Consider the following 24,035-nt stretch of genomic DNA (forward strand, 5'->3'; position numbering starts at 1 on the left):
CTCTTCGCTGTCTTTTGGAGATTTTTTCATATCTTTGCAGCATGAAACTAAAAACAATTTTTCTAACCGCATGGATGCTGTTCGCCTCGATGACTGCTGTGGCGCAAGTATGGCAGTTTGTCGATCCGAGAATAGGTAGCGAGGGTGTAGGACGAACGTTTCCAGGACCTTCGATGCCCTTTGGAATGTGTAAACCAGGCCCTGATTGCACAGTGAAGCCAAACGCTGGTTGGGCGAAGATGCCTGAAGTGGTAACAGGTTTTTCGCAAACTCATGTCAGTGGTACTGGTGGTGGGCAGAAATATGGTAATATACTTATCCAACCAGGTGTCGTGCCTCAGCTCAGAGTGAATGAGGAATTTTCATTAGGCTATTATACGACGACTTTCGAAAATGGCATCCGTACAGAGATTACGACATCAGAGCGATGCGCTTTCTATAGAATACATTATCCGAAAAATGGGGAGTTGCTCATTGATGCTACCCACTACTTAGGCAAGAACCCTATACCCGATTTGCGTGAGCAGCAACAGTTTATTGGTGGTGAGGTAGAAGTGGTTAGTGCCCATGAGGTGCGAGGCTATTCGCGGGTTCGCGGAGGCTGGAATAATGGCGAAGCCTATACAGTCTATTTCTGTCTGATGAGCGATAAGCCTTTTATACGGAAGAGCGAAAACACAATAGAGTTTACAGACTCTTTGTTAAATATAAAGGTCGGCATCTCGTATGTCAGTGAGCAACAAGCCAAGCGGAATATTCCAGAATGTGGCTTTGATGCCCAACTGACACAATTGCGTGAGAACTGGGAGGTATTGCTGAGGCGTGTTCATATTGATGGCACAGACCAGCAGAAGCGTATGTTCTATACTGCCCTTTATCACACGATGCTGATGCCTGTAGATAAAACAGGTGAGAATCCCAAATGGACAGAAAGGCCTTATTATGATGATTACTATGCCATCTGGGATACCTATCGTTCCAGTTCGCCACTCATTACACTGATAGACGAGAAACGTGAGGCGGATATTGTTAATTCGCTCATAAATATCTATAAGCGAGAAGGTTACATGCCGGATGCCCGTAGTGGAGACTCCAGCGGAAGGACTCAAGGCGGTTCGAATGCAGAAGTGGTTATTGCTGATGCCTTTGTGAAAGGTGTGAAGGGTATCGACTATGACTTTGCCCTTGAGGCAATGTTGAAAGATGCCGAAGTGGATCCTGGAGCAGATCATGAGAAGCACGGACGAGGCGGACTGAAGGAGTATTTGGAGTATGGCTATCTGCCCTATGGCGTCGATCGAGCTGGCACACGAACCATAGAATATGCCTATAACGACTATTGTATCGCTCAGGTGGCGAAAGGTTTGGGTCGCATGGATATCCATGATCGGTATCTGAAACAGTCGCAGAACTGGAAAAACCTCTGGCGTTCTGACTATGAATGGGACGACGTGAAAGGCTACATTATGCCAAAGGACGCAAACGGCCAATGGCTCGACTCTGTGCCCTGGGGTAAGTCGAAAGTCTTCCATCCCACAATACCCTACACCCCAGTAACAAAAGTGGCTCCTTGGTATCTGCCTTGGTGGAGTACGTTTTTCTACGAAGCGCTCTCTGCAGAATATTCATTAAGCATCCCTCACGATGTTGAAGGTCTGATTGAGGCTTGTGGCGGGCCAGAGACCTTCCGCAAACGTTTGGATATGTTCTTCAGTCGTAAACGCTATAACGTGGGTAACGAACCTTCGTTCCTCACCCCATGCCTGTATCATTGGATTGGTCGCCCTGACTTGACTTCGGATTGTGTCCGTCAGATTATCGCGGAGAATTACAGTGACCAGCCCGACGGACTGCCTGGTAATGATGATAGTGGTGCCATGTCTTCGTGGCTGGCTTTCCATATGATGGGCATCTATCCCAATGCAGGACAGAGCTACTATCTGTTACATGCGCCATTGATTCCAAAATGGACTTTACAACTCACCAATGGCAAGACGTTGCGTGCAATAATTAAAGGCAAGGGTACTCATTTTGAAAAAGTAACGCTGAATGGCAGACAGCTTGATGGCGCTCGCTTAGAACACGCGGACTTGATGGAGGGGGGAGAACTTGTATTCTACATCTCATCAAAGCGACAGGAAAAAGTGCACTCAGGCTATATTCCGAGCACACTCGAGCTTGGGCCTGCTATCAACGGGGCGCAGAAAGTCCAGTTTTCCTCGGAGCAAAGTCCTGCTCCTCTCGGAGCAAAACGCCAGTCGTGTACGCCCTTCTATTCAGGAAAGATTGCTTTTACGCTGAACAAGCAGTTCCGAACATGGCCTCTTACCTATCGTTGGCAAGACAATGTGATGAGTGTCTCCTGTAAAGAGGCAATCTATCAGATACCCGAGTCTGTTGTGGAAAATGGCAAAGGCTTCTGTTGGGAGATGCCAGCAGACGGCGCAGAGTATCAGGTACATGGAACTTTTGCGTTCATCTCTCGTCAAGCTCTCCGCAATTTAAAGGAGAATGGCAGTTTTGTTTATGATGGTATTACGTGGCGACTTTTGGATCAAACGAAGGATGCCTTACATGTTCGTGCTGATATTGATCGTACAGAGATGTGGATTTCACCCAATGAAAGACTTCCTTTGGTGCTTGAAATGCGAAATAATCCATTAGGGATTGATTGGAAAATAGAATAGACATCATGAGAAAACTACTACTTGCTACTTTACTATGCATCTGTGCTCTTGCGAAAGCACAGCAAAAAACAAACGAACAGATGGGAGGCGTATATTATGCCTATCCCGTCGAGAAAACAGAACTTGCTGAGGCTCCTGAGGGTTACGAGCCTTTCTATATATCGCATTACGGGCGTCATGGCTCACGTTGGCTGACAAATGACAATAGGTATCTCTGGGTGAACCAGCATTTCGAGGACAAGAAAAATCTTACGAAGTTGGGTAAGAGTGTTCGCAAGCGATTGAAAATGGTGTGGAAGAACGCTAAAGGCAATGGTGGATTGCTAACACCCTTAGGAGGTCGTCAGCATCGGGGAATTGCTCGTAGAATGTTCCATAACTTTCCACAGCTCTTCACGGCCGATGCTCATCTCACAGCCCATTCCAGTACATATCAGCGTTGTAAGTCGAGTATGAATAACTTCGTGTCTGAGCTGCAGTCGCTCAATCCTTCTATACATATCGACCCAGTCACCCGAGAGGAGGATATGGCTTGGATTGCCTATACCTCACCAGAAGAGAAGGCTTTGGAGAATCGCACCAATGTGCCCTTGATGATATCGCCAGACAGATTCATCAAAGCCCTTTTCATGGATCCATCGAAGATAGAGAACCCAACGAAACTGCTTACAGAACTGCATACCATCGCATCGGATATGCAGGATGTAGAGCTCAATGTTTCGCTTTACGATATTTTTACTCCTGAGGAACTGAAGGCGGTTTACAATAAGAATAATCGTAGCATGACAATAGTTCATGGCGACCTGATTGAGAACGAAGGCATCCCTGCTCGTAGTGCCATCTCTCTTTGGCAACGCATTGAGAATGAGGTGGATGCGGCAATCGTTCGTGGTGGAACAGGGGCTGATCTTCGCTTTGGGCATGATTCTAATCTCTATCGCCTGATGACGCTGATGGGGATAAAACTTCGAGGTGTAGAAGGAGTAAGAACAGAGCAGTATGATTATATGGATAAGATTCTGCCGATGGCGGCAAATCTCCAGATGATATTCTATAAGAATGCACAAGGTGATGTGCTTGTGCAATTACTGCTTAACGAAAAAACTGCAAGCCTTGGCGAATTTGATTATAAGGCTTTTTATAGTTGGAAAGAATTAAAGCAGAAAGTAAATGACAACATCCATTTCTTTGAACATCTTCGCCAACTGAATGCCTTGAACACAATGGTAGGCACAGCTCCTGCTAACACTAAGACAGCAGGTCTGTTTGGCAAAGGTTCTGAGGAACATGGACAAACCTTGCCTGCAGTACTCGTGCCCAATGGTCAGAACTTCTGGACTCCACAAACTCAAGATACAGAGAAGAAGTGCATAGCACCTTATTATTATACAGACTCGCTGTTTCAAGGCATTCGCAACAGTCACTGGATAGTAGGTGGCTGCACTCAGGATTATGGGTCGTTCACCCTTGCTGCACTTAGTGGCAAACTACGTAAAACTCCCACAGAGCGTGCTACACCCTTCTCGCATTCGCAAGAGGTTTCACATCCTCATTACTATGCAGTCCGTCTGCCTAAAGAGCGACTGAAGCTAGAGGTAACTGGTTCTAGTCACGCAGCCATCTTCCGCATCACGCCAGAGGTGGATGGGCCTATCCACATAGTGCTTAATCATAACAGCGACTACAAGGAGGGCTATCTCGAGATAGACAATTTGGCCAAGACCATCTATGGCTACAACCCTGTGCATCGTATCTATCAGGGTTGGGGCGAACAGACCGGTTTCGAGGGCCATTATCTGTTGCAGTCCTACGATGAAATCAAGGATTTTGGTGTCGATAGTCTTTGCGCTTGGTTTACTTTCGATGGCAAGGCTAGTCAGCCTATCATATTGAAAGCAGCCTCATCGTTCACATCAAAAAAGGGTGCCTATAATAACTTTGCCTTCGAGGCAGAAGCCTACGATTTTGACGGTATGATGGCACAGACAGCCCTGCAATGGATAGACCGCCTACATACCATCGATGTAGAAGACACGAATACTGCTCGCGCCAATCAGTTCTATGGTGCGCTCTATCGCTGTTCGTTCCTCCCTCGCGAGATGAGTGATGTTGACGGCACATATCCCAAGTTTGCTGATGGGACACTCCAGACATCAAAAAAAAGGAAATACTATGGCGACTTTTCAATGTGGGATACCTATCGTGCCTTGCATCCGCTCTATACGCTGATAGCTCCGGACAAAGCTGCTGATATGATGCAATCGCTGGTCACCATGTATGAGGAGGGAGGATGGCTACCAATCTTCCCCTGCTGGAACTCCTATACCGCTGCCATGATAGGCGATCATTGTAGTGCTACTTTGGCTGATGCATATATAAAAGGAGTTCGCAATTTTGATGTAGAAAAAGCTTATGAAGGCATGCGGAAGAATGCCTTTGAAACACCCGTTCTTTTGGAGTATAAGAATGGTATGGGGCGTAGAGCGCTTGAGAGCTATCTGAAGTATGGTTATATACCTTTGGAGGATGGCATAAAAGATGCATATCATCAGGATGAGCAAACCTCGCGCACTTTGGAATATGCTTTTGATGATTTTGCTGTAGCTCAACTGGCCAAGGCTTTAGGCAAAAAACAAGACTATACAGAACTGATGCGCCGTTCTGAGAATTGGCGAAACGTAATTAATCCCCAAACGGGCTACTGCGATGGTCGTCATCAAGATGGAATGTTCGAGAACAACACCGACTTTATCCATCGTAAACCTTATATTACAGAGGGAGCTACTTGTCACTATACATGGTATGTACCACATAATGTGGAGGGACTGGTTGAAACTTTGGGTGGCAAGGAAAAGTTTGAGGCAAGACTCGATTCTATGTTCACAGCAGGTAGATATTGGCATGGTAATGAGCCTTGTCATCAGATAGCTTGGCTCTATGATTATATTGATAAGCGCGAGAAGACAATCGAGCGTGTGACCCATATTCTCGATACAGAGTATAACGACACTCCTGGCGGACTCTCTGGCAACGATGATGCTGGTCAGATGTCAGCATGGTATGTCTTCGCGTCCATGGGTTTCTATCCTGTCTGTCCAGCCACAGATCGCTATATGTTGTCTGTGCCTCGTTTCGAGAAGGTTACGTTGAACCTGATGGATGGCAGGTGTTACACTATTACGCCAACATCCCTGCCAGCAGACAGAAACTACATTACTCAAAGCGAGATTACTCGTGGAAATTAATGGTGCTTCTCTGTGCCCGTCCATTTACGGAGGCGACGAGAGAGGGATTTAAGAATATGTTTGAAGTTCCCATAACGCAGGTTTAGAAAAAGTTCTTCGACAGAATTCTGAACCTTTATCCATGGATGGTTCCAGGCGTTGGCTTTATAAAGACGCTCCAGATATTTTTTATTTTCTGCTACAACGGCAGGGTGTTTCAATGGAAACGGCAATTCATGGCGCATCATGGTAAACATTTTGCGAATCCTGTGTGGTGTGGTTTTCAGTTCTGCAGAGAAATGAGTAGAGTCAGTCATCAGTCCGATGTTATTGATCTGATTCTTAGCTGGCATAATCGCCAAGGAGTCGTGCAACAGCATATCTGCCCAGTAAATCGTCTCAAAGTATTCTTTACCACTCTGACTGTGGTCATGAAACATCTGCAAAATATCGCTGCGCAGATGTCTTTCTCTGACGATACGCTCCAGTTGTCGGTGTTTCTCTGGGTCGCGCATAAAGCCATAGCCTGAATCCCAGCGTTCTGCCACCCGTCGCCACGATGCCCACCCCCAGATGCTAAAGGCTGACGTAAAGAAATAACTGTCCTCACAATCAGGTGATACCTCATCGATATTGAACCCTGCAATCATCGAGATACGTTCGTTATTCTCGTATTTATCGAGCATTTCTTTACAAAATGGGAAGAACGATTGCGAAGGCACCACATCATCCTCCAACACGATGACCTTATCTGCCAGTGAGAAAGCCCATTGGTGGGAACGGAAACCAGAAGGATCGCAGCCTTCGTTATGGTCCAAATAGTTACGATGCACCTCGCATTCCCAGTCGATATTTTTATCGCTTGCAATCTCACGACACGCCTCGACATCTTCCTTATCGCATTCACCGCGAGGGCCGTCTTGATAAAGCAACAACTTAGAGGGACGAGCCTTACGTACAGCTTCAAACACTTGCTTAAAAGTGTTGCTGCGATTAAAAAACAACAACAGAACTGCAATATCGGTTTTGGCAGGATGCTTCATATCAACACTTTTTCGCTGCAAAGATACAAATTTTCCCTAAAAAGTTGTACCTTTGCGCCAAAATAAAGCGTAAACCGATATGCAAGCAATCATTTTGGCGGCAGGAATGGGTCGCAGACTTGGAGAATTGACAAAGGATAATACGAAATGTATGGTTCCTGTTAATGGAGTGCGGCTGATTGATCGTCTGCTTGGACAGCTCTCTCAACTCTCTCTGAATCGTGTCATTATTGTTGTAGGGTATCAGGGACAAAAGCTGATAAACTATATTGGCCATCGCTACGACGACAAGTTGAAGATTGAGTATGCTGATAATCCTATCTACGACAAGACAAATAATATCTACTCTCTCTCACTTGTGAAGAACCAGTTAATGGAAGATGACACTCTGTTAATTGAAAGCGACCTCATTTTCAGCGACCGCCTCTTTTCTATGATTCTTGACAATCCCTATCCCAATCTGGCGCTTGTTGCTAAGTACGAATCATGGATGGATGGGACGATGGTACGCCTTGATGGTGATAACAATATAGTAAACTTTGTACCTAAGAAGGCATTTAAATATGATGATGTAGACCACTACTACAAGACAGTCAACATCTATAAGTTTTCGAAAGCATTCTCGCAGCATAAGTATGTTCCTTTTCTTGAGGCCTATTGCCATGCTTTGGGTAACAATGAATACTATGAACAGGTATTGCGTGTCATCACTTTACTCGACAACGCCGAGTTGAAAGCTCTGCCTATAGGTAGTGAGAAATGGTATGAGATTGACGATGTGCAAGATCTTGACATCGCTGAGACTATTTTTGCTGAAGACGAGGAGATGCTCCGTCGATTTAACTATCGCTATGGCGGCCATTGGAGATTTCCCAAGATGCTTGACTATTGTTATCTGGTGAATCCTTATTTCCCAACCCAGCAGATGAAAGATGAACTGCGCAGCAGTTTTGACACGCTGCTTACAGAATATCCTTCGGGCATGTTTGTAAATTCTCTATTGGCAGGGAAGTATTTTGGAATCCGTCAAGATTATGTGGTAGTGGGTAATGGCGCAGCGGAGCTTATAAAAAGCCTAATGGAGGATTCTGATGGTAAAATGGGTGTTATATACCCCACATTTGAAGAATATCCGCATCGCTTGAGGACAGAGAATATTGTTGCTTTTTCACCACAGAATAACAATCTGAAATATACAGAAGACGACCTTATCACCTTCTTTAGTGATAAGAATATACAGAGCTTGTTGCTAATCAATCCCGATAACCCCTCGGGTAACTTTATTGGCATGGAAGGACTTCAGAAGCTGATTGATTGGAGCCGAGAGTTGGGTGTCCGTCTGATTGTCGACGAGTCATTTGTGGATTTCAGTGATGATTTTGAGCACAACACATTACTTTCCAATGATATTCTTTCTGCAAATCCTCATCTGGTAGTGATGAAAAGTATCTCTAAGTCGTATGGTGTGCCAGGCTTGCGTCTTGGTGTACTAGCTAGTGGTGATACCGAGCTCATCAAGTGGGTTAAGAAAGATATCTCGATATGGAATATCAACTCGTTTGCTGAGTTCTATATGCAGATTTTTGGGAAATACGAAAACGATTACAAGAAAGCGTGTCGCCAGTTTATAGCTGAGCGTCGGCGTTTTGAGGTACAGCTAAAGCAGATACCTTATATGCGTGTATTGCCAACTCAGGCCAATTACTTCTGTATAGAACTTATTGACAAATACTCTTCTACAGAACTCACAAAACTTCTTTTAGCACGCTATAACATCATGATTAAGGATTGTGATTCAAAGAATGGGCTCAAGGGAAGGAATTTTATCCGTGTCTCTGTTCGCAGTCAGGAAGATAACGATCAACTGATTGGTGCTCTGAAAGAACTGGCATGAAGACTAATGTATGTATCTGTGGTGGCGGCAATTTAGGCCATGTGGTGACGGGATTTCTCGCTGCCCATGATAATTGTGAGGTTTCATTGCTAACGCGCCATCCTGAGCGCTGGCAGAAACAACTGTCTATCAATACTCCCGAAGGAATACATTTGCAAGGTTCTGTCAGTCATATAAGTGCAAATCCTGCAGAGGTGATTCCTGAGGCCGATATCGTGCTGCTCTGTCTTCCTGGTTTCTCCATCCGCGAGGAACTACAATTGATTTGTCCATTCCTTAGCACAAAGACTGCTGTGGGCTCCATTGTCAGCAGTACAGGTTTCTTTTTTGAGGCAAAGGCGATTCTTCCTGCTAAGACCCCGTTGTTTGGCTTTCAACGCGTGCCATTCATAGCACGAACCACAGAGTATGGACGCTCTGCAACCTTGTTGGGCTATAAACCAACGTTACATGTGGCCATCGAGCAGACGGAGGAGAAAGAATCTCTTCGTGCTCTGATAGAGCAACTACTATCTACACCGACGGTGCTGATGGAGAGCTTTTATGAAGTGAGCCTTACAAACAGCAATCCCATTCTGCATCCTTCACGTCTTTACACTATGTGGAAGGACTGGCATGAGGGCGTAATTTATCCAGAACCCTCCTTATTCTATGAGGAATGGACTGATGAAGCCTCGCAACTGCTCATCGATATGGATCGCGAGTTCTTTAAGTTATTGGACGTACTACCTGTTCGTAAAGGCAGCATCCCCACTATTCTCGACTACTATGAGAGTACCGATGCCCCTTCCCTTACTCGAAAGTTACAATCTATCGAAGCCTTCAAGGGTATTCATTCGCCCATGAAGCAGGTTGAAGGAGGTTACATCCCCGATTTTGACAGTCGTTACTTCACGGAAGACTTCCCCTATGGATTGTATATCATTCAGAAGTTGGCTAGAGAATATCATATTAATACGCCCATCATCGATAAAGTGATGGCATGGGGGCTTCGTTCTCGTTTTAATCTCGAAGGCTCACTTTTACGTCGCCAGCAAATGCGGATGCTCGAGATATTGCTCGAGGTGGATAAGATATGCAAGAAACATCACATACGCTATTGGCTTAGTAGTGGTACTTTGATTGGCGCCATGCGCCACAATGGATATATACCTTGGGATGATGATCTCGATATAGAGATGCTTCGTTCTGATTATGTGCGATTGATGGAGGTCCTGCCAAAAGAGTTGCCAAACTGGCTCGCTCTTCAGAATAGCGATACAGACCCTAATTATTTCTACTTTTATGCTAAGGTGCGCGATCGTCGTTCTCGCATGCTTGAACAGAACGGTTACGACCGCTTGTGGCAAGAGCAGGGCATCTACATCGATATCTTTCCAATGGAACAGCACCCCATCTGGCTTCATAAACTCACAGAGAAGACCGTGGGGCATATGTATAAGATATGGCGTACGAGTACTAATGATAAAAAGGCAATCCGTTCTGTACGTCGTATTTTTAATATAAATAATAAAGTTTTATTCCCGATTCTGCGCTTAATCTGTAAAATACTGCCAGGGAAAGTGATTACAAGTGGCATGGGGATTCCCTTCCATAACCCTCGATATATAGATGAGATATTCCCACTTACTACCCATGAGTTCGAAGGTCATCAGTTGCCTGTTCCAGGTAATGCCGATGCCCATCTGCGTCATATCTTTGGTGACTATATGCAACTGCCAGATTTAAACAAACTAACACTTCATGTTGGAAAACTTGAATTCCTCGATTAAGAAGTCACGTATGGGGTGGCTCGATGCTCTGCGTGGCTTTACTATGCTACTTGTGGTTACCAACCATATAGCCCTTAAGTCGTTTGGCATGCAGATCCGTTGGTCAGCTGCCCTCCAGTTCTTCCTGCTCTTCCGTATGCCGTTGTTCTTCTTTATCAGCGGATTCTTAGCCTATAAAGCCAGTCGTGTATGGAACGGACAGACCCTTCGCGAACTATCCTGGAAGAAGTTCAAGGTGCAGATTATCCCTACAGTGGTGTTCTTCCTACTGTACTTAGCCATGATACCCAGCGAACCCTTCGCCAAGAGCTTTTCTGATGCGATGGCTTCATCGATGAAAGCTGGCTATTGGTTCACGCTGGTATTACTCTATATGTTGCTGACCTACTATGTCTTCTCGTACGCAGAGAGTAAGCTGCGCATCAAGTCGTGGATACCCATTACCCTACTTTTTGTTATTTCATTGGGTTTCTTCGAGACCTGTTATCTGCCTCGCTATTTCTCTTGGGCATTAGGACATAAGGGACCTCAGAACGAGTTTCTCAACTATACCAGTTTAGTTGAGATGATGCGCTATTTTCCTTTTTTCCTCTTCGGAAATATCGTGCATCGTTATTGGGACAAGGCTCAACAACTGATGGATAGTAATTGGTTTTTTCCTATAATCACCATATTGGCTGTGGTTTGTACACTCGATGTCATTGTGTGGCACAATTTGCGACACGAATGGACTTCTTTGCCACATACTTTGGCCATGTTTCTGTTGCTCTCTATGGTTTTTATGTTCTTCAGACACTATCAGGAGTTTTTCTCTGATAAGACAATGGTAGGTCGGAGTCTTCAGTTCATTGGTCGTCGGACGCTCGATATTTATCTGCTTCACTATTTCTTCCTGCCAAAGATGACAGCAGTAGGCGTCTATTTCCAGACCAATCGCCACAACTTTATACTCGATAGCACAGCATCGTTTGCGGTTGCCCTGATTGTTGTAGGCTTCTGCATCATTACCTCTCAATTGCTTCGTGTGAGTCCTTTCTTCAAGAAATACCTTTTCGGAAGATAAAGGCCATGATCTCCTTCAGAATCACTGTTCCTGCCAGGCGCATCACAACAAGATAGAGAATGGTGGCCATCACCACCCTACTCAGTAACCTTAGCCAAAGGGCTGATATGCTCTGTGTGGCTAAACCCGTCACTACCATCACTGCTGCTGCTGCCAAGGCAAACGGAATGATGTCTTTCAGGAAAGCCAGAAGGCGATAGTTCATCAATCGACGAACAAAGAAATGCCACACAAATACCCATACTATATTTAATAAGGTATAAGCAATCACCATGGTGTAGATGCCTTCTCGCCAAAGACTTACCATCAAGCCTATCTGCAGGATACCTAAAGCAACCGTACTCCACAGATAGATATCGCTGCGATGCTGACTAATGATGGAATCCGTGAGCAGTGTAGAGAGGGGTATAAAGGCGCCACAAAGACAGAGTAGGGGCAACAGCGAAGCCGAGAAAGCCCACTTCTCACCAATGGCCAGCACGATAAACTCATGCGACACCAACCCCAAGCCAAAAAGCAATGGGAAAGAGATAAAGGCAGTAAAGCGCATCATCTTACGGAGTACAGCTAATTGGCGTTCGCGTTCGTCATGCAGTCCGACCAATACGGTCTGGTCTACTTGTTTCAGCATATTCCCCACCAGCATAAAGCACTTGGAACTCCACTGATAAGCCTGATTATAGTGGCCAGTATTCGTCTCACCATAATAACGTCCCAGCAACAGATTCATGATGTTATTGTTCACTTGCGTGAAGATGGCAGAGAGCATGATCTTAAAACTAAAGGGGAAAAGTCTTTTCAGGGGTGAGATGAGAGATGAGAGAGGTGAGAGTGTAGGACGCCACTCGCTGAAGTACCATAATAACAAGGTGTTGACAGCAATATACATCAGATACTGTGTGGCGAGGGCCCAATAGCCAAAACCAAGGGCAGCCAGTATCACACTGACAATACTCGATGTCAACGTGGCTGTCATACCACACTGGGCTATCTGCTTTATCTGCATCTGTTTGGTGAGATAAGCGGATTGTGCCATACCGAAACTCGAGAACACAAAGCCTAAAAAGACATAACGGCTCAGGGGAATCAGATCGAGCTTGTCGTAATAATCAGCTATCAGAGGCGCACAGAACCATAGTACTACATAGATAAATGTTCCCGCGAGAATATTAAACCAAAACACAGCATTATAGTCTTCGTGCTTGGGCTCTTTCAGATTAATGAGCGCAGTTTTAAATCCGCTTGATTGTAGTTCGTTGGCTATCACAGAGAATACTGCCAACATCGCCGTCATACCATAATCTGAAGGATCGAGTAGTCGGCCTAAGATAATGCCAAAGGCTAGACCGAGCAACTGCTGCACGCCGTTGTTCATTCCGCCCCAGAAGAGCCCTTTTGCAGTTTGTTCCTTCAATGTTCCTGCCATATTCTGCTGCAAAGATACAAATAAGTGATTGAATAACCAAATTCATGTGGGTATTATTCGCTTGAAGATTTTCATTTGATTAACAGTTTATATTGTGGTTTTCTTTGGATTTGTGCTACCTTTGCATCCCGAATGAATTAATTACCGATGAAGAAAACCTTATTTGCCGCAATTCTATTATGCTGCTTTCAGACTATGAAGGCACAACTTGTTATCAACGAACTCATGCAGTCGAACATTGACTGCGTGATGGATGATTTGAAAGAATTCCCTGATTCATGGGTGGAACTATATAATCCGACTTCGCAAGGCGTCAATCTGCAAGAGTTTCGATTGGGTACTAGTGACAAAGAGAGTGAATCATGGATATTGCCTAACGTGATGGTGGGGGGTGGTCAGTATGCGCTTATTTATTGTGACAAAGAAGCCAAATACTTGCATACCAATTTCCGTTTAGACTCTGGTAAAGGCTGTTCTGTGTATTTGTTTAAATCGGGCGATATAATTGATAAAGTGGAAAACCTGAAAAAGCAGCCTGCACCCAATATTGCCTATGGACGCAAGACAGATGGAGCAGAAGAATGGGGTTACCAGTTGACTCCAACACCCAAAGAAGCTAACGCAGGTAATATCTGCGACCATGATCACATTTTGGGTGAGCCTGTGTTCAGCGAATTGGGACGTGTGATGAATGGAGTTCAGGCTTTCAACCTGCAACTCTCTTTGCCCGAGGGCAGTCCGGAAGGCACGGAGATTCATTATACTACTAATGGTACTGAACCAACGATTTACAGCACCAGATACACCGCAGAGATACCCATCAATAAGTCTACGGCCATTCGTGCCAAACTGTTTTGCAAAGGCTGGCTTTCACCTAGAAGTAGCGTTCAGTCGTACATCTTTCATGATCGAAAGTTGTCAATACCAGTTATCAGTATTGTGACAGACAACAAGTATCTCAATGATTATAGTATCGGTATCTTTGTAAACAACAAGACGCATGAAAAGAACAGACAGGTAGACTGGCGTCGCCCCATCAATATAGAGCTTTTCGATGAAGAGGGACAGCCTTCACAGATTAATCAGCTCTGTGAAACCCGTATCACGGGAGCCTATTCGAGAGAAGCCAATAGACAGTCGATGGCCATATACAGCCATAAACGTTTTGGGAAGAAGAATATGGATTATGAATTTTTCCCTGACCAGTGCCCAAACCTTACCAATTATAGGTCTATTGTGCTCCGTAATGCTGGTAATGATCGCGATTACATCTATATGCGTGATGCTGTAGCCCAGCGCTCTATGGCAGAATATACAGATATTGATTATCAGGCTTGGCGCCCAGCAGTTATCTATATCAATGGTAACTATTGGTGTATTCTGAATATCCGCGAGCGGGCTAACGAGAACAATATCATCACCCACTACGACGGACTGGAAGATATTGATTTGATAGAAAATGGTGAGTTGAAAGAGGGAACTATCGATAACTTCAGTGCTTTTACCAAATTTTATAACGAACATGGCCACACGTTGGCAGAATATGCAGAGCTCATGGACTGGGAGGAGTATATCAGAATCACAGCTATGAACTTTTATTTTAATAATCTCGACTATCCTGGCAATAACAACGTGATGTGGCGCCCAAGAGCAGAGGGTGGCAAGTGGCGATGGATAGCCAAAGATCTTGATTATAGTATGGGCCTTTATGGAGGTAATGCTGGTGAGTCAGGAGGGTACGATCATAGGATTATCGCCCAGTGGTATAACCCGAATGACTGGAATCTCCATAAAGGTGCCAACTTCTCTATCACCAGTGAGTCTACTCGTCTTTTCCGTCGCCTGATGGAAGATAAGGATTTCTGTCGCGAGTTCATCGACCGTTTTAGTATCTATATGGGTGACTTCCTGAATGAGAAAGGCATTCGAGCCATCTGGGATCCGATGTATTTGAAAATAAAAGATGAATGGAAACATCACAGAAGTGTTGTTTATGATAATCCATGGTGGCCTAACTATGACGATGAGTTGAGAAATGCTCGTAATTGGGTGTCGAGACGTACTGCGGAGATGTATAAGCAACTTGGCGAGCAGTTTGATTTGGGTAGTCCTATTCCTATGACAGTTAACACATCGGTTTTCCCTATTGATGGTTTGGAGATGAAGTTCAATAATGTCCCTCTCAGTCGTGGGCGCTTCGATGGCAAGTTCTTTGCCAATCATACTGTCACCTTGGAAGGGCGTGCGCCTGAGGGTAAAGTGATTACTGGCTGGAACATTATTAGTAAGACGAGCGCAGGTATCGAAGAAAGTCAGCTAAAAGGAAGTTCTTGTAGTTTCGTCATGCCTCAATGCAGCTCTATTTCCATTAATGCAATTATAGGAGATGCTTTAGCCATTAATGCGGTAGAGGAATCTCTTTGGACTTGGCATAAGGATGGCAGTTGCCTTTGGCTCACAGGGGTTCCTGCTGGTACGAGAATTGATCTTTATGATTTACGTGGAATGCTGCTCTCTTCAACCGTCTCTGATGGCTCTGTAATCATGTTGCCCTTCCATGCAGGACAGTTACATGTGTTGAAGGTTGGCGGAAAAGCCATAAAACTTAAATAATATTTGGTTTTTCGTGCGATTTGTTGTACCTTTGCCCCAAATTATAATAAATTAAGGTACACATGATACAGTCAATGACAGGCTATGGTAAGGCAGTCGTAGCCTACAAAAAGAAGAAAATCCATGCAGAGGTGAAGTCGCTCAATTCAAAGCAGCTTGACCTGAACACGCGTATTGCACCCCTCTATCGTGAGAAGGAGATGGAAGTGCGCCAGATGGTGGCTGAGGCTCTTATCCGAGGGAAAGTAGATATGAGCATCTGGATAGAGAAGGAGATGGCCGTAGACCCTACACCTATCAATGCTACTCTTGTTGAGAATTATTATAAACAGATAAAGGATATTGCTGATAAAACAGGTATTCCCCAGCCTGAGGATTGGTTCTACACCCTGCTTCGTATGCCAGACGTGCTGACTAAGACAGATGTTGAAGAGTTGGATGAAGAAGAGTGGAATGCTGTAAAAGGAGCTGTTAGCGAAGCTCTGAAAAATCTGGTAGACTTCCGCATTCAGGAAGGTGCTGCTCTTGAGAAGAAGTTCTCAGAGAAGGTAGATAATATAGCCCAGTTGCTGGCTGAGATTGAACCATATGAGAAGAGCCGTGTTGAGAAAATAAAGGCTCGCATTGTAGATGGTTTGCAACAGATTCCTGGTGTGGAGTATGACAAGAACCGTATGGAGCAGGAGTTGATATACTACATTGAGAAACTTGACATCAGTGAGGAAAAGCAGCGCCTGACAAATCACCTGAAGTATTTCCGCGACACGATGAACGAGCCAGCTGGTCAGGGGAAAAAGCTTGGTTTTATTGCTCAGGAGATGGGGCGTGAAATCAATACCACTGGTTCGAAGAGCAATCAGGCTGAGATGCAGAACATTGTGGTGAAGATGAAGGATGAACTTGAGCAGATTAAAGAACAGGTGTTAAATGCATTGTAAATGAGAGGCAAGTTAATCATTATATCGGCTCCCAGTGGTACGGGAAAATCTACGATTATCTCGTGGCTGATGAAAGAGCACAAAGAACTGAACTTGGCTTATTCTATCAGTTGTACCTCGCGTCCGCCAAGAGGTTCTGAGCAGAATGGCGTAGACTACTTCTTCCTGACCCCAGAGGAGTTCCGTCAGAGAATAGAGAACGATGAGTTCCTTGAGTATGAGGAGGTGTATACCAATCGCTTCTACGGTACGCTGAAATCACAGGTTGACAACCAGTTGGAGGCGGGTCAGAATGTGGTGTTCGATGTTGACGTGAAAGGTGGTGTGAACATCAAGAACTATTATGGTGAGCAGGCTCTGAGCCTGTTTATTCAGCCTCCCTCGATAGCGGAATTGCGTAAGCGTTTGGAAGGTAGGGCGACTGATGCCCCTGAGGTGATAGACCAGCGTATAGCCCGAGCAGAGTTTGAACTGACCTTTGCAGAGAAGTTCGACAAGATTGTGGTGAATGATGTGCTGGAATATGCTGAAGCTGATGCACTGAAGGTGATACAGGAATTTCTGAATGATTAGAACAGGAATCTTCGGAGGGTCGTTTAATCCGATTCATAACGGGCACATCTTGCTGGCCAGACAACTGAAAGAGCGGGCGAGACTTGACGAAGTGTGGCTGATGGTATCACCACAGAATCCTCTGAAGAAAGGCGATGACTTGCTTGACGACGATAAGCGCATGAAAATGGCCCGTATGGCTGTAGCAGACGAAAAAGGCATCATTGCCAGTGACTATGAGATGCACCTTCCCAAACCATCTTACACATGGAATACGCTCGAAGCGCTGAAAAGAGACTATCCTGATCGCGAGTTCGTGCTTATGATAGGGGGCGACAACTGGGAGTTGTTCGACAAATGGTATCGAGCAGATGATATTAAGGCCAACTATGAGGTTGTTGTTTACACAAGAACCCCTGGTGATGAAGGCTTTATCGACATTTCCAGTACGGATATTCGGCAGCGTGTGAAAGCAGGTAGGAGTATCAGAAGCCTTGTGCCTAAGGCCGTTGCAGATTTTATTAAGAAAAACGGATACTATGCATAAACGACAGAAGATGAACCCGCTGAAATGGATAGGCTGGCTGTTTGCCCCTATTGAGAAGAACGGTGCATTCTTCGTCTTTATGTTTGTGCTGGGGTGGCTCTGTACACAGTTGGAAATCATGCCTTACTATCTGAGAGGCAGAGGTGCAAAACCTTATGAGCTCTCCCTCCCCGAGCTTTTTCTCGATATATATGTGGTATGCGCCATCCTTGCGCTGATTCCCAGAAAGATACGTATCTGGATCAAAGCCCTGTTCTATATAATCCTTTATGGTGTGGCTTTGGTAGATATGTATTGCTACGAGCGTTTTGAGTCGACACTGACCCCTACGATGCTGATGCTGGTAGGCGAGACCAATGGGCAAGAGGCTCAGGAGTTCATGCAGGGCTATCTGAGTTGGGATGTAGTAAAGAGCAATGTGGGCTGGATTCTGCTGTTAATACTGATACATATCCTGTGGACCGTCATTCGCCAGCGACTCTCCAAACTGCGCAAACGAATGATCCTGCCTAAGGTGAATCCTGGTTTCATAACAGGACTCAAAGCAGTGCTTGGGTGCTTGGTGGCTTGGCTGCTATATAGTAGCGTCTGTCAGACCTGGGATAACAAGGTGGCTATGCATAGGCTCTTCTCCTGTAATACAGTAGGACAAGTAGAGCATGAGCTGACCAAGAAGGATCAGGCTAAGCTTTATGTTCCTGTCTATCGCTTGGCTTTTGGGCTTTACGCTAACCATCTGGCCAGCCATCAGGTAGTACAACTGAAGAAGGCCAGCCAGCTCGTACAGGTTGACAGCTGTAGCTATCGTGTGCCCAATATCATACTCGTAATAGGCGAGAGCTATAATAAACACCACTCTCAGCTGTATGGTTATGAGAAGCCGACTACTCCCAGACAACAGGCGATGGCGGCAGAGGGCAGTCTGATACCCTTTAGTGATGTGGTAGCCTCGTGGAATCTGACGAGTTTTGTTTTCAAGCACATGCTTTCTCTTTATGCTGTTGGTGATAGTGGCGAGTGGTGCGACAAGCCTCTCTTCCCCGAAGTGTTCAGAAAGGCCGGCTATCAGGTGACATTTATCACTAACCAGTTCCAGCCTAAGGCAAAGGAGGCTGTCTATGATTTCAGTGGAAACTTCTTCTTAAACGACCCGTCACTGAGCAAGGCGCAGTTTGATGTGAGGAATGCGAGAACCCACCGCTTTGACGACGGGGTGCTGAAAGAGTATGACGCACTTAGTAAACAGAAGGCAGAACACCAGATGGTTATTCTCCATCTGATGGGCTCCCATGTAGACTATCGGGCCCGCTATCCCCAGCCTCAGTTCAGATTGTTTACACCTCAGATGTACAATCGTCCAGAGCTGACAGACAAACAGAAACGGATACTCTCCGACTACGATAATTCTTTGTTGTATAACGACTCTATCCTCTTTGCCATTACCCAGCGCTTCACGGATAAGGACGCTGTGGTAATCTATGTGCCAGACCATGGTGAAGAGATTTTCGATGGGAAACCTTATATGTATGGACGTATGCACGGAGCTAATATCGACTATCGTCTGGCCCGCAATGAGATGGAAATCCCTTTCTGGATATGGGGCTCTCCCAAGTACCGGGAGAACCATCCTTATGGCTGGCAGGCCATTCAGGCAGCCAAGGATCTGCCCATGATGACAGATGCCCTACCGCATCTGCTGCTCTATCTTGGTGGCATCGCCACACCTCTCTATCGCCCGGAACTGAACATTATCAGTTCTGAATACAACAAGCAACGCCCCCGCATCTTAAAGGGAGTGACTGACTATAACACGCTGAAGAAATGAAGGAGATGCTGACACGGACAGAATGTGAAGCTATGCGAGGTATTGCAATTATCGCTATCGTGCTCCACAATTACTGTCATTTTATCGGTAGAATCGTGAAAGAGAACGAATACCAGTATCTGGGTTTCAACAACGACCGTTTGTGGCAAGTGCTCACAAATCCTGACGAGCTGCTGCCTGTACATCTGTTCTCCTATTTCGGCCACTATGGCGTGCCCGTTTTCCTGTTTCTGAGTGGCTTCGGGCTGGTAAGGAAGTATGAGAGATTCCCGTATTCTGCCGGGACTGGGGCATTTCTCCGCTATCATTATCTGAAACTGTTCAGAATGCTGATAGTGGGTTTCTCACTGTTCGTGTGTGTGGATATGGTGACACCAGGTCGTTTCCCCTTCCATTGGGACAACGTGTTGGCTCAGCTTTTCATGTATATCAATGTATTGCCTGAGCCTGATAAGATTATCTGGCCAGGTATCTACTGGTTCTTTGGCCTGATGATGGAACTGTATATAGTCTATCGTCTGTTGCTTTATCGCAGGAGTTCGTGGCTCGTGGTAGCCTTGATTGTCGCCTGTTGGCTCCTTCAGGTGTTCTGTGCTCCTGATAGTGAAACGCTGAACCGCTTGCGTTATAACTTCATCGGAGGCGCTCTGCCTTTCGGGGTCGGTATACTCTTCGCCAGAGTTTCCGCGGAGCAAAGTGGAGGTCTTCTCGGAGTAAAGTGGGAGTTTGTTCCGAGTAAAGTCCTGGTGTGGTTATTGCTTCTGCTTCTCTCCGTCGTTCTGACTGTCGCCACGAGCTATCATTTCCATACGTGGTTCTGGATACCTGTTGTCGTTATCCTTGGCACCATCGCCTTGGTAAAGCTGATGCCAGAGTATGTGCAGAAGTTATTCGTTTGGTTTGGGGGCATCTCGGCAGCCATGTTTGTGGCTCATCCCATTGCCCGTAAGCTCTTCATCACCGTGGCCTGGAAACAGGATATCTACGACGGATTGATGCTCTACGTTGTCGTAACGATTGCTCTTTCGTGGGCTATCAAGCAGATTATTGACCGTATCCCGTCGCCAAAGCTATGAGAATCAGGGAGATAGAACTGGCTGATGTGAGTCGCTATCGTGGCGAACTGATGGGGGCAGCCATTCTGTTCATCATCCTCTTCCACGTGCCGCTGGCTCGAAACGATATGTTCTTTGGCTTGCGCAGATGTGGGAATATCGGTGTTGATATGTTTCTTTTCCTCAGTGGGGTGGGACTTTGGTATTCTTGGGTGAAGCATCCTTCCGTCAAATACTTCTATAGGCGCCGTCTGTTGCGTATCTTTCCCACCTGGCTGGTCATCTCGTCTTTGTTCTATCTCCAGCGTTTTAACTTCGAGACTGGCGACTATGTTGACTTGTTTCTCGACATCACCGTTAACTGGGGCTTCTGGCTTAACGACGAGCTAACCTTCTGGTATATGCCAGCCATTATGATGCTTTATCTTTGGGCGCCGCTTTATATGATGCTGATTCAGAAACATCCTGTGTTCCGATGGCTGCCTGTGCTGATGGTGTGCTGGTGCTGTATCGTGCAATGGGTCGTACCGATTCATCAGGCTGTGGGCCATATAGAGATATTCTGGAGTCGCGTGCCTATCTTCTTCATTGGGATAAATGCTGGTGAATTGGTAAGAAAAGATACTCGCATCGAACCTGCGGGTCGCTGGCTGGTGCTCATCATTTTCCTGATGACTGCTACAACATGTATCTGGCTGGAACAGATGAGGCATGGGCGTTTCCCGCTTTTCGCAGAGCGGATGATTTATATACCGCTTACGATCTCTCTGATTCTTCTGCTCGACGACCTTTTTCGAAAGATGCCCAAATGGCTGAATCATGCGTTCTTCTTCTTCGGAGGAGTGAGCTTGGAGATCTATCTTATTCACAATCATTTTGTGATGCAATACCTGATTCCTTACCGTCTGGGCTATTGGCCTACGGTGCTGCTGACGATTGTCCTCACGTTGCCACTTGCATGGCTTCTTCAACAAATCATCAAACGCCTCTTGCCTTCATGAAGAAAATCTATGTCTTTGATTTCGACGGAACGTTGACTACGAGAGATACGCTGTTGCAGTTTATCCTCTACGTTTGGGGCAGAAGGGCATTCTGTATAGGACTTCTGTGCTATAGTCCTTTGCTTGTGCTGATGAAACTAGGGGTTTATCCTAACTGGAAAGCAAAGCAGAAGGTGTTTGCTCATTTCTTCAAAGGGATGACTCTTGAGAAGTTCAATGATTGGGGGCGGCAATTTGCGGAGAGCGCTCATCATTTGTTGAGAGAGAAAGGGCTTGAGATGTTACGACAGGCTCAGGCTGAAGGTTCGGAAGTGGTCATCGTGAGTGCATCTATCGACAACTGGGTGCAGCCGTTCTTTACAGGGCGAAGCGGTATTCCAGAGGTGAAGGTCTTGGGAACACAGGTAGAAGTGGAGAACGGACGACTGACAGGCCGCTTCCTCACGAAGAACTGCTACGGACAAGAGAAGGTGAATCGAATGCTCGTCCTCTATCCGAATCGTAGTGAATACAAACTCATAGCCTTTGGCGATAGTCGTGGCGACAAGGAAATGCTGGCTTTCGCTGACGAGGCATATTATAAACCTTTTCGCGTATGACACCTTTCAAAATCTTTAAGATCAAGCCCGAGGAACGGGTGCAGGCTTTGGTCATGCTTGCTGTGATAGTGGTATTCAACGCCTTGTTCATCTATCGCATGCACGATTTGTTCATGCAGGAGGGCTTCGGCCCTTACTGGAAAGTGTTTGAACGTGAGTTGCACCTCTCTGGTTATGACCCGCTTACCTATCTCGGAGTGAGCAACTGGGACGTGGTCTACAATGTCTATCGCCATCCGCTGCTGGCCTTCCTGATATGGCCTCTCTATCTGTTGAACGAGGGGCTGACGGCCATCTTCGGCATCAACTTTGTACAGTATATCGTGGCTGTCCCCGTCATATTCGCTTCGTTCTATTCTTACATATTTACATATAGAATACATCGTGAGGTGATACAGTTGCGGCGCTATGATGCCACTCTGCTTTCTGCCTTCTATTTTTCTATGGCCTACATCATGCTATCAGTGATAGTGCCCGATCACTTCACCATCTCCATGTTCCTGTTGCTGATAACGCTTTACATCTCTGGTAAGTGTATCCAGAAGGGCAGGGAGCTCCGTTGGTGGCAATCGGCCATCTTCTTCTTCATCACGGCAGGTGTGACGCTGAGCAATGGCGCAAAGATATTCCTTTCTGGCTTCTTTGTTAATCTGAAGCATTTCTTCCGTCCTAAGTATCTTCTGTTGGGAGTTGTTCTCCCAGCCGCTCTGTTGTGGGGCGTAGCAGTGACGGAATATCGCACCTCTGTGCTCCCCAAGGAGAAGGCACGTAAGGAGGCAAAGATTGCCAAACAGAAGAGGTTGGAGGAGCAGCTGGCTCTGATGACGCCTGAACAGAAACAGGCATATGAGCAGAAGCAGTTGCAGCGCAAAGTCCGTCAGAGACTTCAGGCGGCAAAGTCAGGAACCCCCATGAAGCAGTATGGTTTCTGGAAATGGACCGATGTCACCACCTCACGCACCAAGACCATCTACGAGAATCTCTTTGGCGAGACCATCCAGTTTCATCAAAAACACTTCTTGGAAGATACGCTTGTATTCCGTCCTGTGTTTGTGAAATACGACTGGCTGTGGAATTATATCGTAGAGGCCGTTATCCTCCTGCTGGCAGCGATAGGCATCTGGTGTGGGCGCCGTTCACGATTCCTCTGGCTCGCGCTCTCTTACTTTGGGTTCGACATGTTTATCCACCTGATACTGGGCTTTGGCATCAATGAGATTTTTATTATGGCGCCCCATTGGCTCTTCGTCATTCCCTTTGCCATTGGTTATGTCTTCTACCGCTCAAAAGGTTGTCAGCACAAGATTCTCCAACTCTCCGTCCTTGGGCTGACATGTTATCTCTGGGCCTACAACGGCTGGCTGCTTCTGAACTTCCTCCGCACGCCCATCAGTGCTGTGCTGTAATACTGATTCTTTGTTTCGGACAGAATTGTAAAGAATATATGCCTGAAAAAGCGCTTCCTGAGTTGCTCAATCTAGAGCAGCGGAAGGCGCTTTTATGGGTTAGTACTGACAGAAAACGGGTTAGTCGTAAGGAAACTATGGGTTATATTACGACAAGCCCAGGGTTTCATTACGACAAACTTAGGGTCTTTTCAGGTAAAACAACTTGTTTTACTTTTGTGGAGATAGTCTCCAAAGGTGGAAGAGATAGCCTCTTCGAGTACAAAACAACTTGTTTTGTTCCGAAAGATGACGCCTTAACGAGCGCTAAGGATTGTCTGCTTCTGTAACAGGCATGTTTTCAGGCATTTACGAAAACGGCTCAAAACTCGCGTATTTGCAGCCAACATA

16 protein-coding genes are annotated in these 24,035 nt (G+C 45.9%); 14 read left to right on the forward strand and 2 right to left on the reverse strand.

Going from position 1 to position 24,035, the window contains the following annotated elements; genetic code table 11:
- Positions 1 to 41: 41 nt before the first annotated feature.
- Positions 42 to 2,687, forward strand: a complete 2,646-nt coding sequence (locus BMX82_RS05655) for a GH92 family glycosyl hydrolase (protein WP_091766819.1) — start codon at positions 42 to 44, stop codon at positions 2,685 to 2,687.
- Positions 2,688 to 2,692: 5 nt separating this feature from the next.
- On the forward strand, positions 2,693 to 5,932 hold the full coding sequence (locus BMX82_RS05660; protein WP_091766822.1) for a GH92 family glycosyl hydrolase: 3,240 nt from the start codon (positions 2,693 to 2,695) through the stop codon (positions 5,930 to 5,932).
- Here BMX82_RS05660 and BMX82_RS05665 read toward each other — a convergent pair.
- The gene (locus BMX82_RS05665) at positions 5,929 to 6,954 is read right to left on the reverse strand and encodes a glycosyltransferase family protein (protein WP_091766825.1); all 1,026 of its coding nucleotides are present in this window, start codon (positions 6,952 to 6,954) and stop codon (positions 5,929 to 5,931) included. The genes BMX82_RS05660 and BMX82_RS05665 overlap by 4 nt on opposite strands.
- Before the next feature lie 79 nt (positions 6,955 to 7,033).
- On the opposite strand from BMX82_RS05665, the gene BMX82_RS05670 reads away from it, so the two are divergent.
- The 3 genes from BMX82_RS05670 to BMX82_RS05680 are packed head-to-tail and all read left to right on the forward strand — an operon-like array spanning position 7,034 to position 11,683.
- A complete protein-coding gene (locus BMX82_RS05670) occupies positions 7,034 to 8,848 on the forward strand; it encodes an aminotransferase class I/II-fold pyridoxal phosphate-dependent enzyme (protein WP_091766828.1) in 1,815 nt (604 codons plus the stop codon).
- Positions 8,845 to 10,620 (forward strand): NAD/NADP octopine/nopaline dehydrogenase family protein, encoded by a 1,776-nt coding sequence (locus tag BMX82_RS13160; protein WP_091766832.1) that lies wholly within the window; start codon positions 8,845 to 8,847, stop codon positions 10,618 to 10,620. Before BMX82_RS05670 ends, BMX82_RS13160 begins: the two co-directional genes overlap by 4 nt.
- Entirely contained in the window at positions 10,592 to 11,683 is a 1,092-nt protein-coding gene (locus BMX82_RS05680) for an acyltransferase family protein (RefSeq protein ID WP_091766835.1), read from the forward strand. The genes BMX82_RS13160 and BMX82_RS05680 overlap by 29 nt, the downstream gene beginning before the upstream one ends.
- On the opposite strand, the gene BMX82_RS05685 is transcribed toward BMX82_RS05680, so the two are convergent.
- Positions 11,658 to 13,109, reverse strand: a complete 1,452-nt coding sequence (locus BMX82_RS05685) for a lipopolysaccharide biosynthesis protein (protein ID WP_091766838.1) — start codon at positions 13,107 to 13,109, stop codon at positions 11,658 to 11,660. The genes BMX82_RS05680 and BMX82_RS05685 overlap by 26 nt on opposite strands.
- 195 nt (positions 13,110 to 13,304) lie before the next feature.
- Between BMX82_RS05685 and BMX82_RS05690 the strand changes: the two genes are divergently transcribed.
- The 9 genes from BMX82_RS05690 to BMX82_RS05730 all read left to right on the forward strand — a co-directional run bounded on the left by BMX82_RS05690 (position 13,305) and on the right by BMX82_RS05730 (position 23,645).
- Entirely contained in the window at positions 13,305 to 15,722 is a 2,418-nt protein-coding gene (locus BMX82_RS05690) for a CotH kinase family protein (protein WP_177172027.1), read from the forward strand.
- A 62-nt stretch (positions 15,723 to 15,784) separates the two neighbouring features.
- Positions 15,785 to 16,660, forward strand: coding sequence for a YicC/YloC family endoribonuclease (locus BMX82_RS05695; RefSeq protein ID WP_091766844.1), 876 nt, complete (start codon positions 15,785 to 15,787; stop codon positions 16,658 to 16,660).
- Positions 16,661 to 17,233, forward strand: coding sequence for a guanylate kinase (gmk, locus tag BMX82_RS05700; RefSeq protein ID WP_036914237.1), 573 nt, complete (start codon positions 16,661 to 16,663; stop codon positions 17,231 to 17,233).
- Positions 17,226 to 17,759, forward strand: coding sequence for a nicotinate (nicotinamide) nucleotide adenylyltransferase (nadD, locus tag BMX82_RS05705; RefSeq protein WP_091766847.1), 534 nt, complete (start codon positions 17,226 to 17,228; stop codon positions 17,757 to 17,759). Before gmk ends, nadD begins: the two co-directional genes overlap by 8 nt.
- A complete protein-coding gene (locus tag BMX82_RS05710) occupies positions 17,752 to 19,584 on the forward strand; it encodes a phosphoethanolamine transferase (RefSeq protein WP_091766850.1) in 1,833 nt (610 codons plus the stop codon). The genes nadD and BMX82_RS05710 overlap by 8 nt, the downstream gene beginning before the upstream one ends.
- Positions 19,581 to 20,660 (forward strand): acyltransferase family protein, encoded by a 1,080-nt coding sequence (locus tag BMX82_RS05715; protein ID WP_255396550.1) that lies wholly within the window; start codon positions 19,581 to 19,583, stop codon positions 20,658 to 20,660. The genes BMX82_RS05710 and BMX82_RS05715 overlap by 4 nt, the downstream gene beginning before the upstream one ends.
- Positions 20,657 to 21,640, forward strand: a complete 984-nt coding sequence (locus BMX82_RS05720) for an acyltransferase family protein (protein WP_091766853.1) — start codon at positions 20,657 to 20,659, stop codon at positions 21,638 to 21,640. Before BMX82_RS05715 ends, BMX82_RS05720 begins: the two co-directional genes overlap by 4 nt.
- Positions 21,637 to 22,239, forward strand: a complete 603-nt coding sequence (locus tag BMX82_RS05725) for an HAD-IB family hydrolase (protein WP_091766856.1) — start codon at positions 21,637 to 21,639, stop codon at positions 22,237 to 22,239. Before BMX82_RS05720 ends, BMX82_RS05725 begins: the two co-directional genes overlap by 4 nt.
- The gene (locus BMX82_RS05730; RefSeq protein ID WP_036914227.1) at positions 22,236 to 23,645 is read left to right on the forward strand and encodes a DUF6080 domain-containing protein; all 1,410 of its coding nucleotides are present in this window, start codon (positions 22,236 to 22,238) and stop codon (positions 23,643 to 23,645) included. Before BMX82_RS05725 ends, BMX82_RS05730 begins: the two co-directional genes overlap by 4 nt.
- The last annotated feature ends 390 nt before the right edge of the window (positions 23,646 to 24,035 follow it).

It is taken from the genome of Prevotella sp. khp7 (assembly GCF_900109055.1).
Lineage (GTDB): Bacteria > Bacteroidota > Bacteroidia > Bacteroidales > Bacteroidaceae > Prevotella.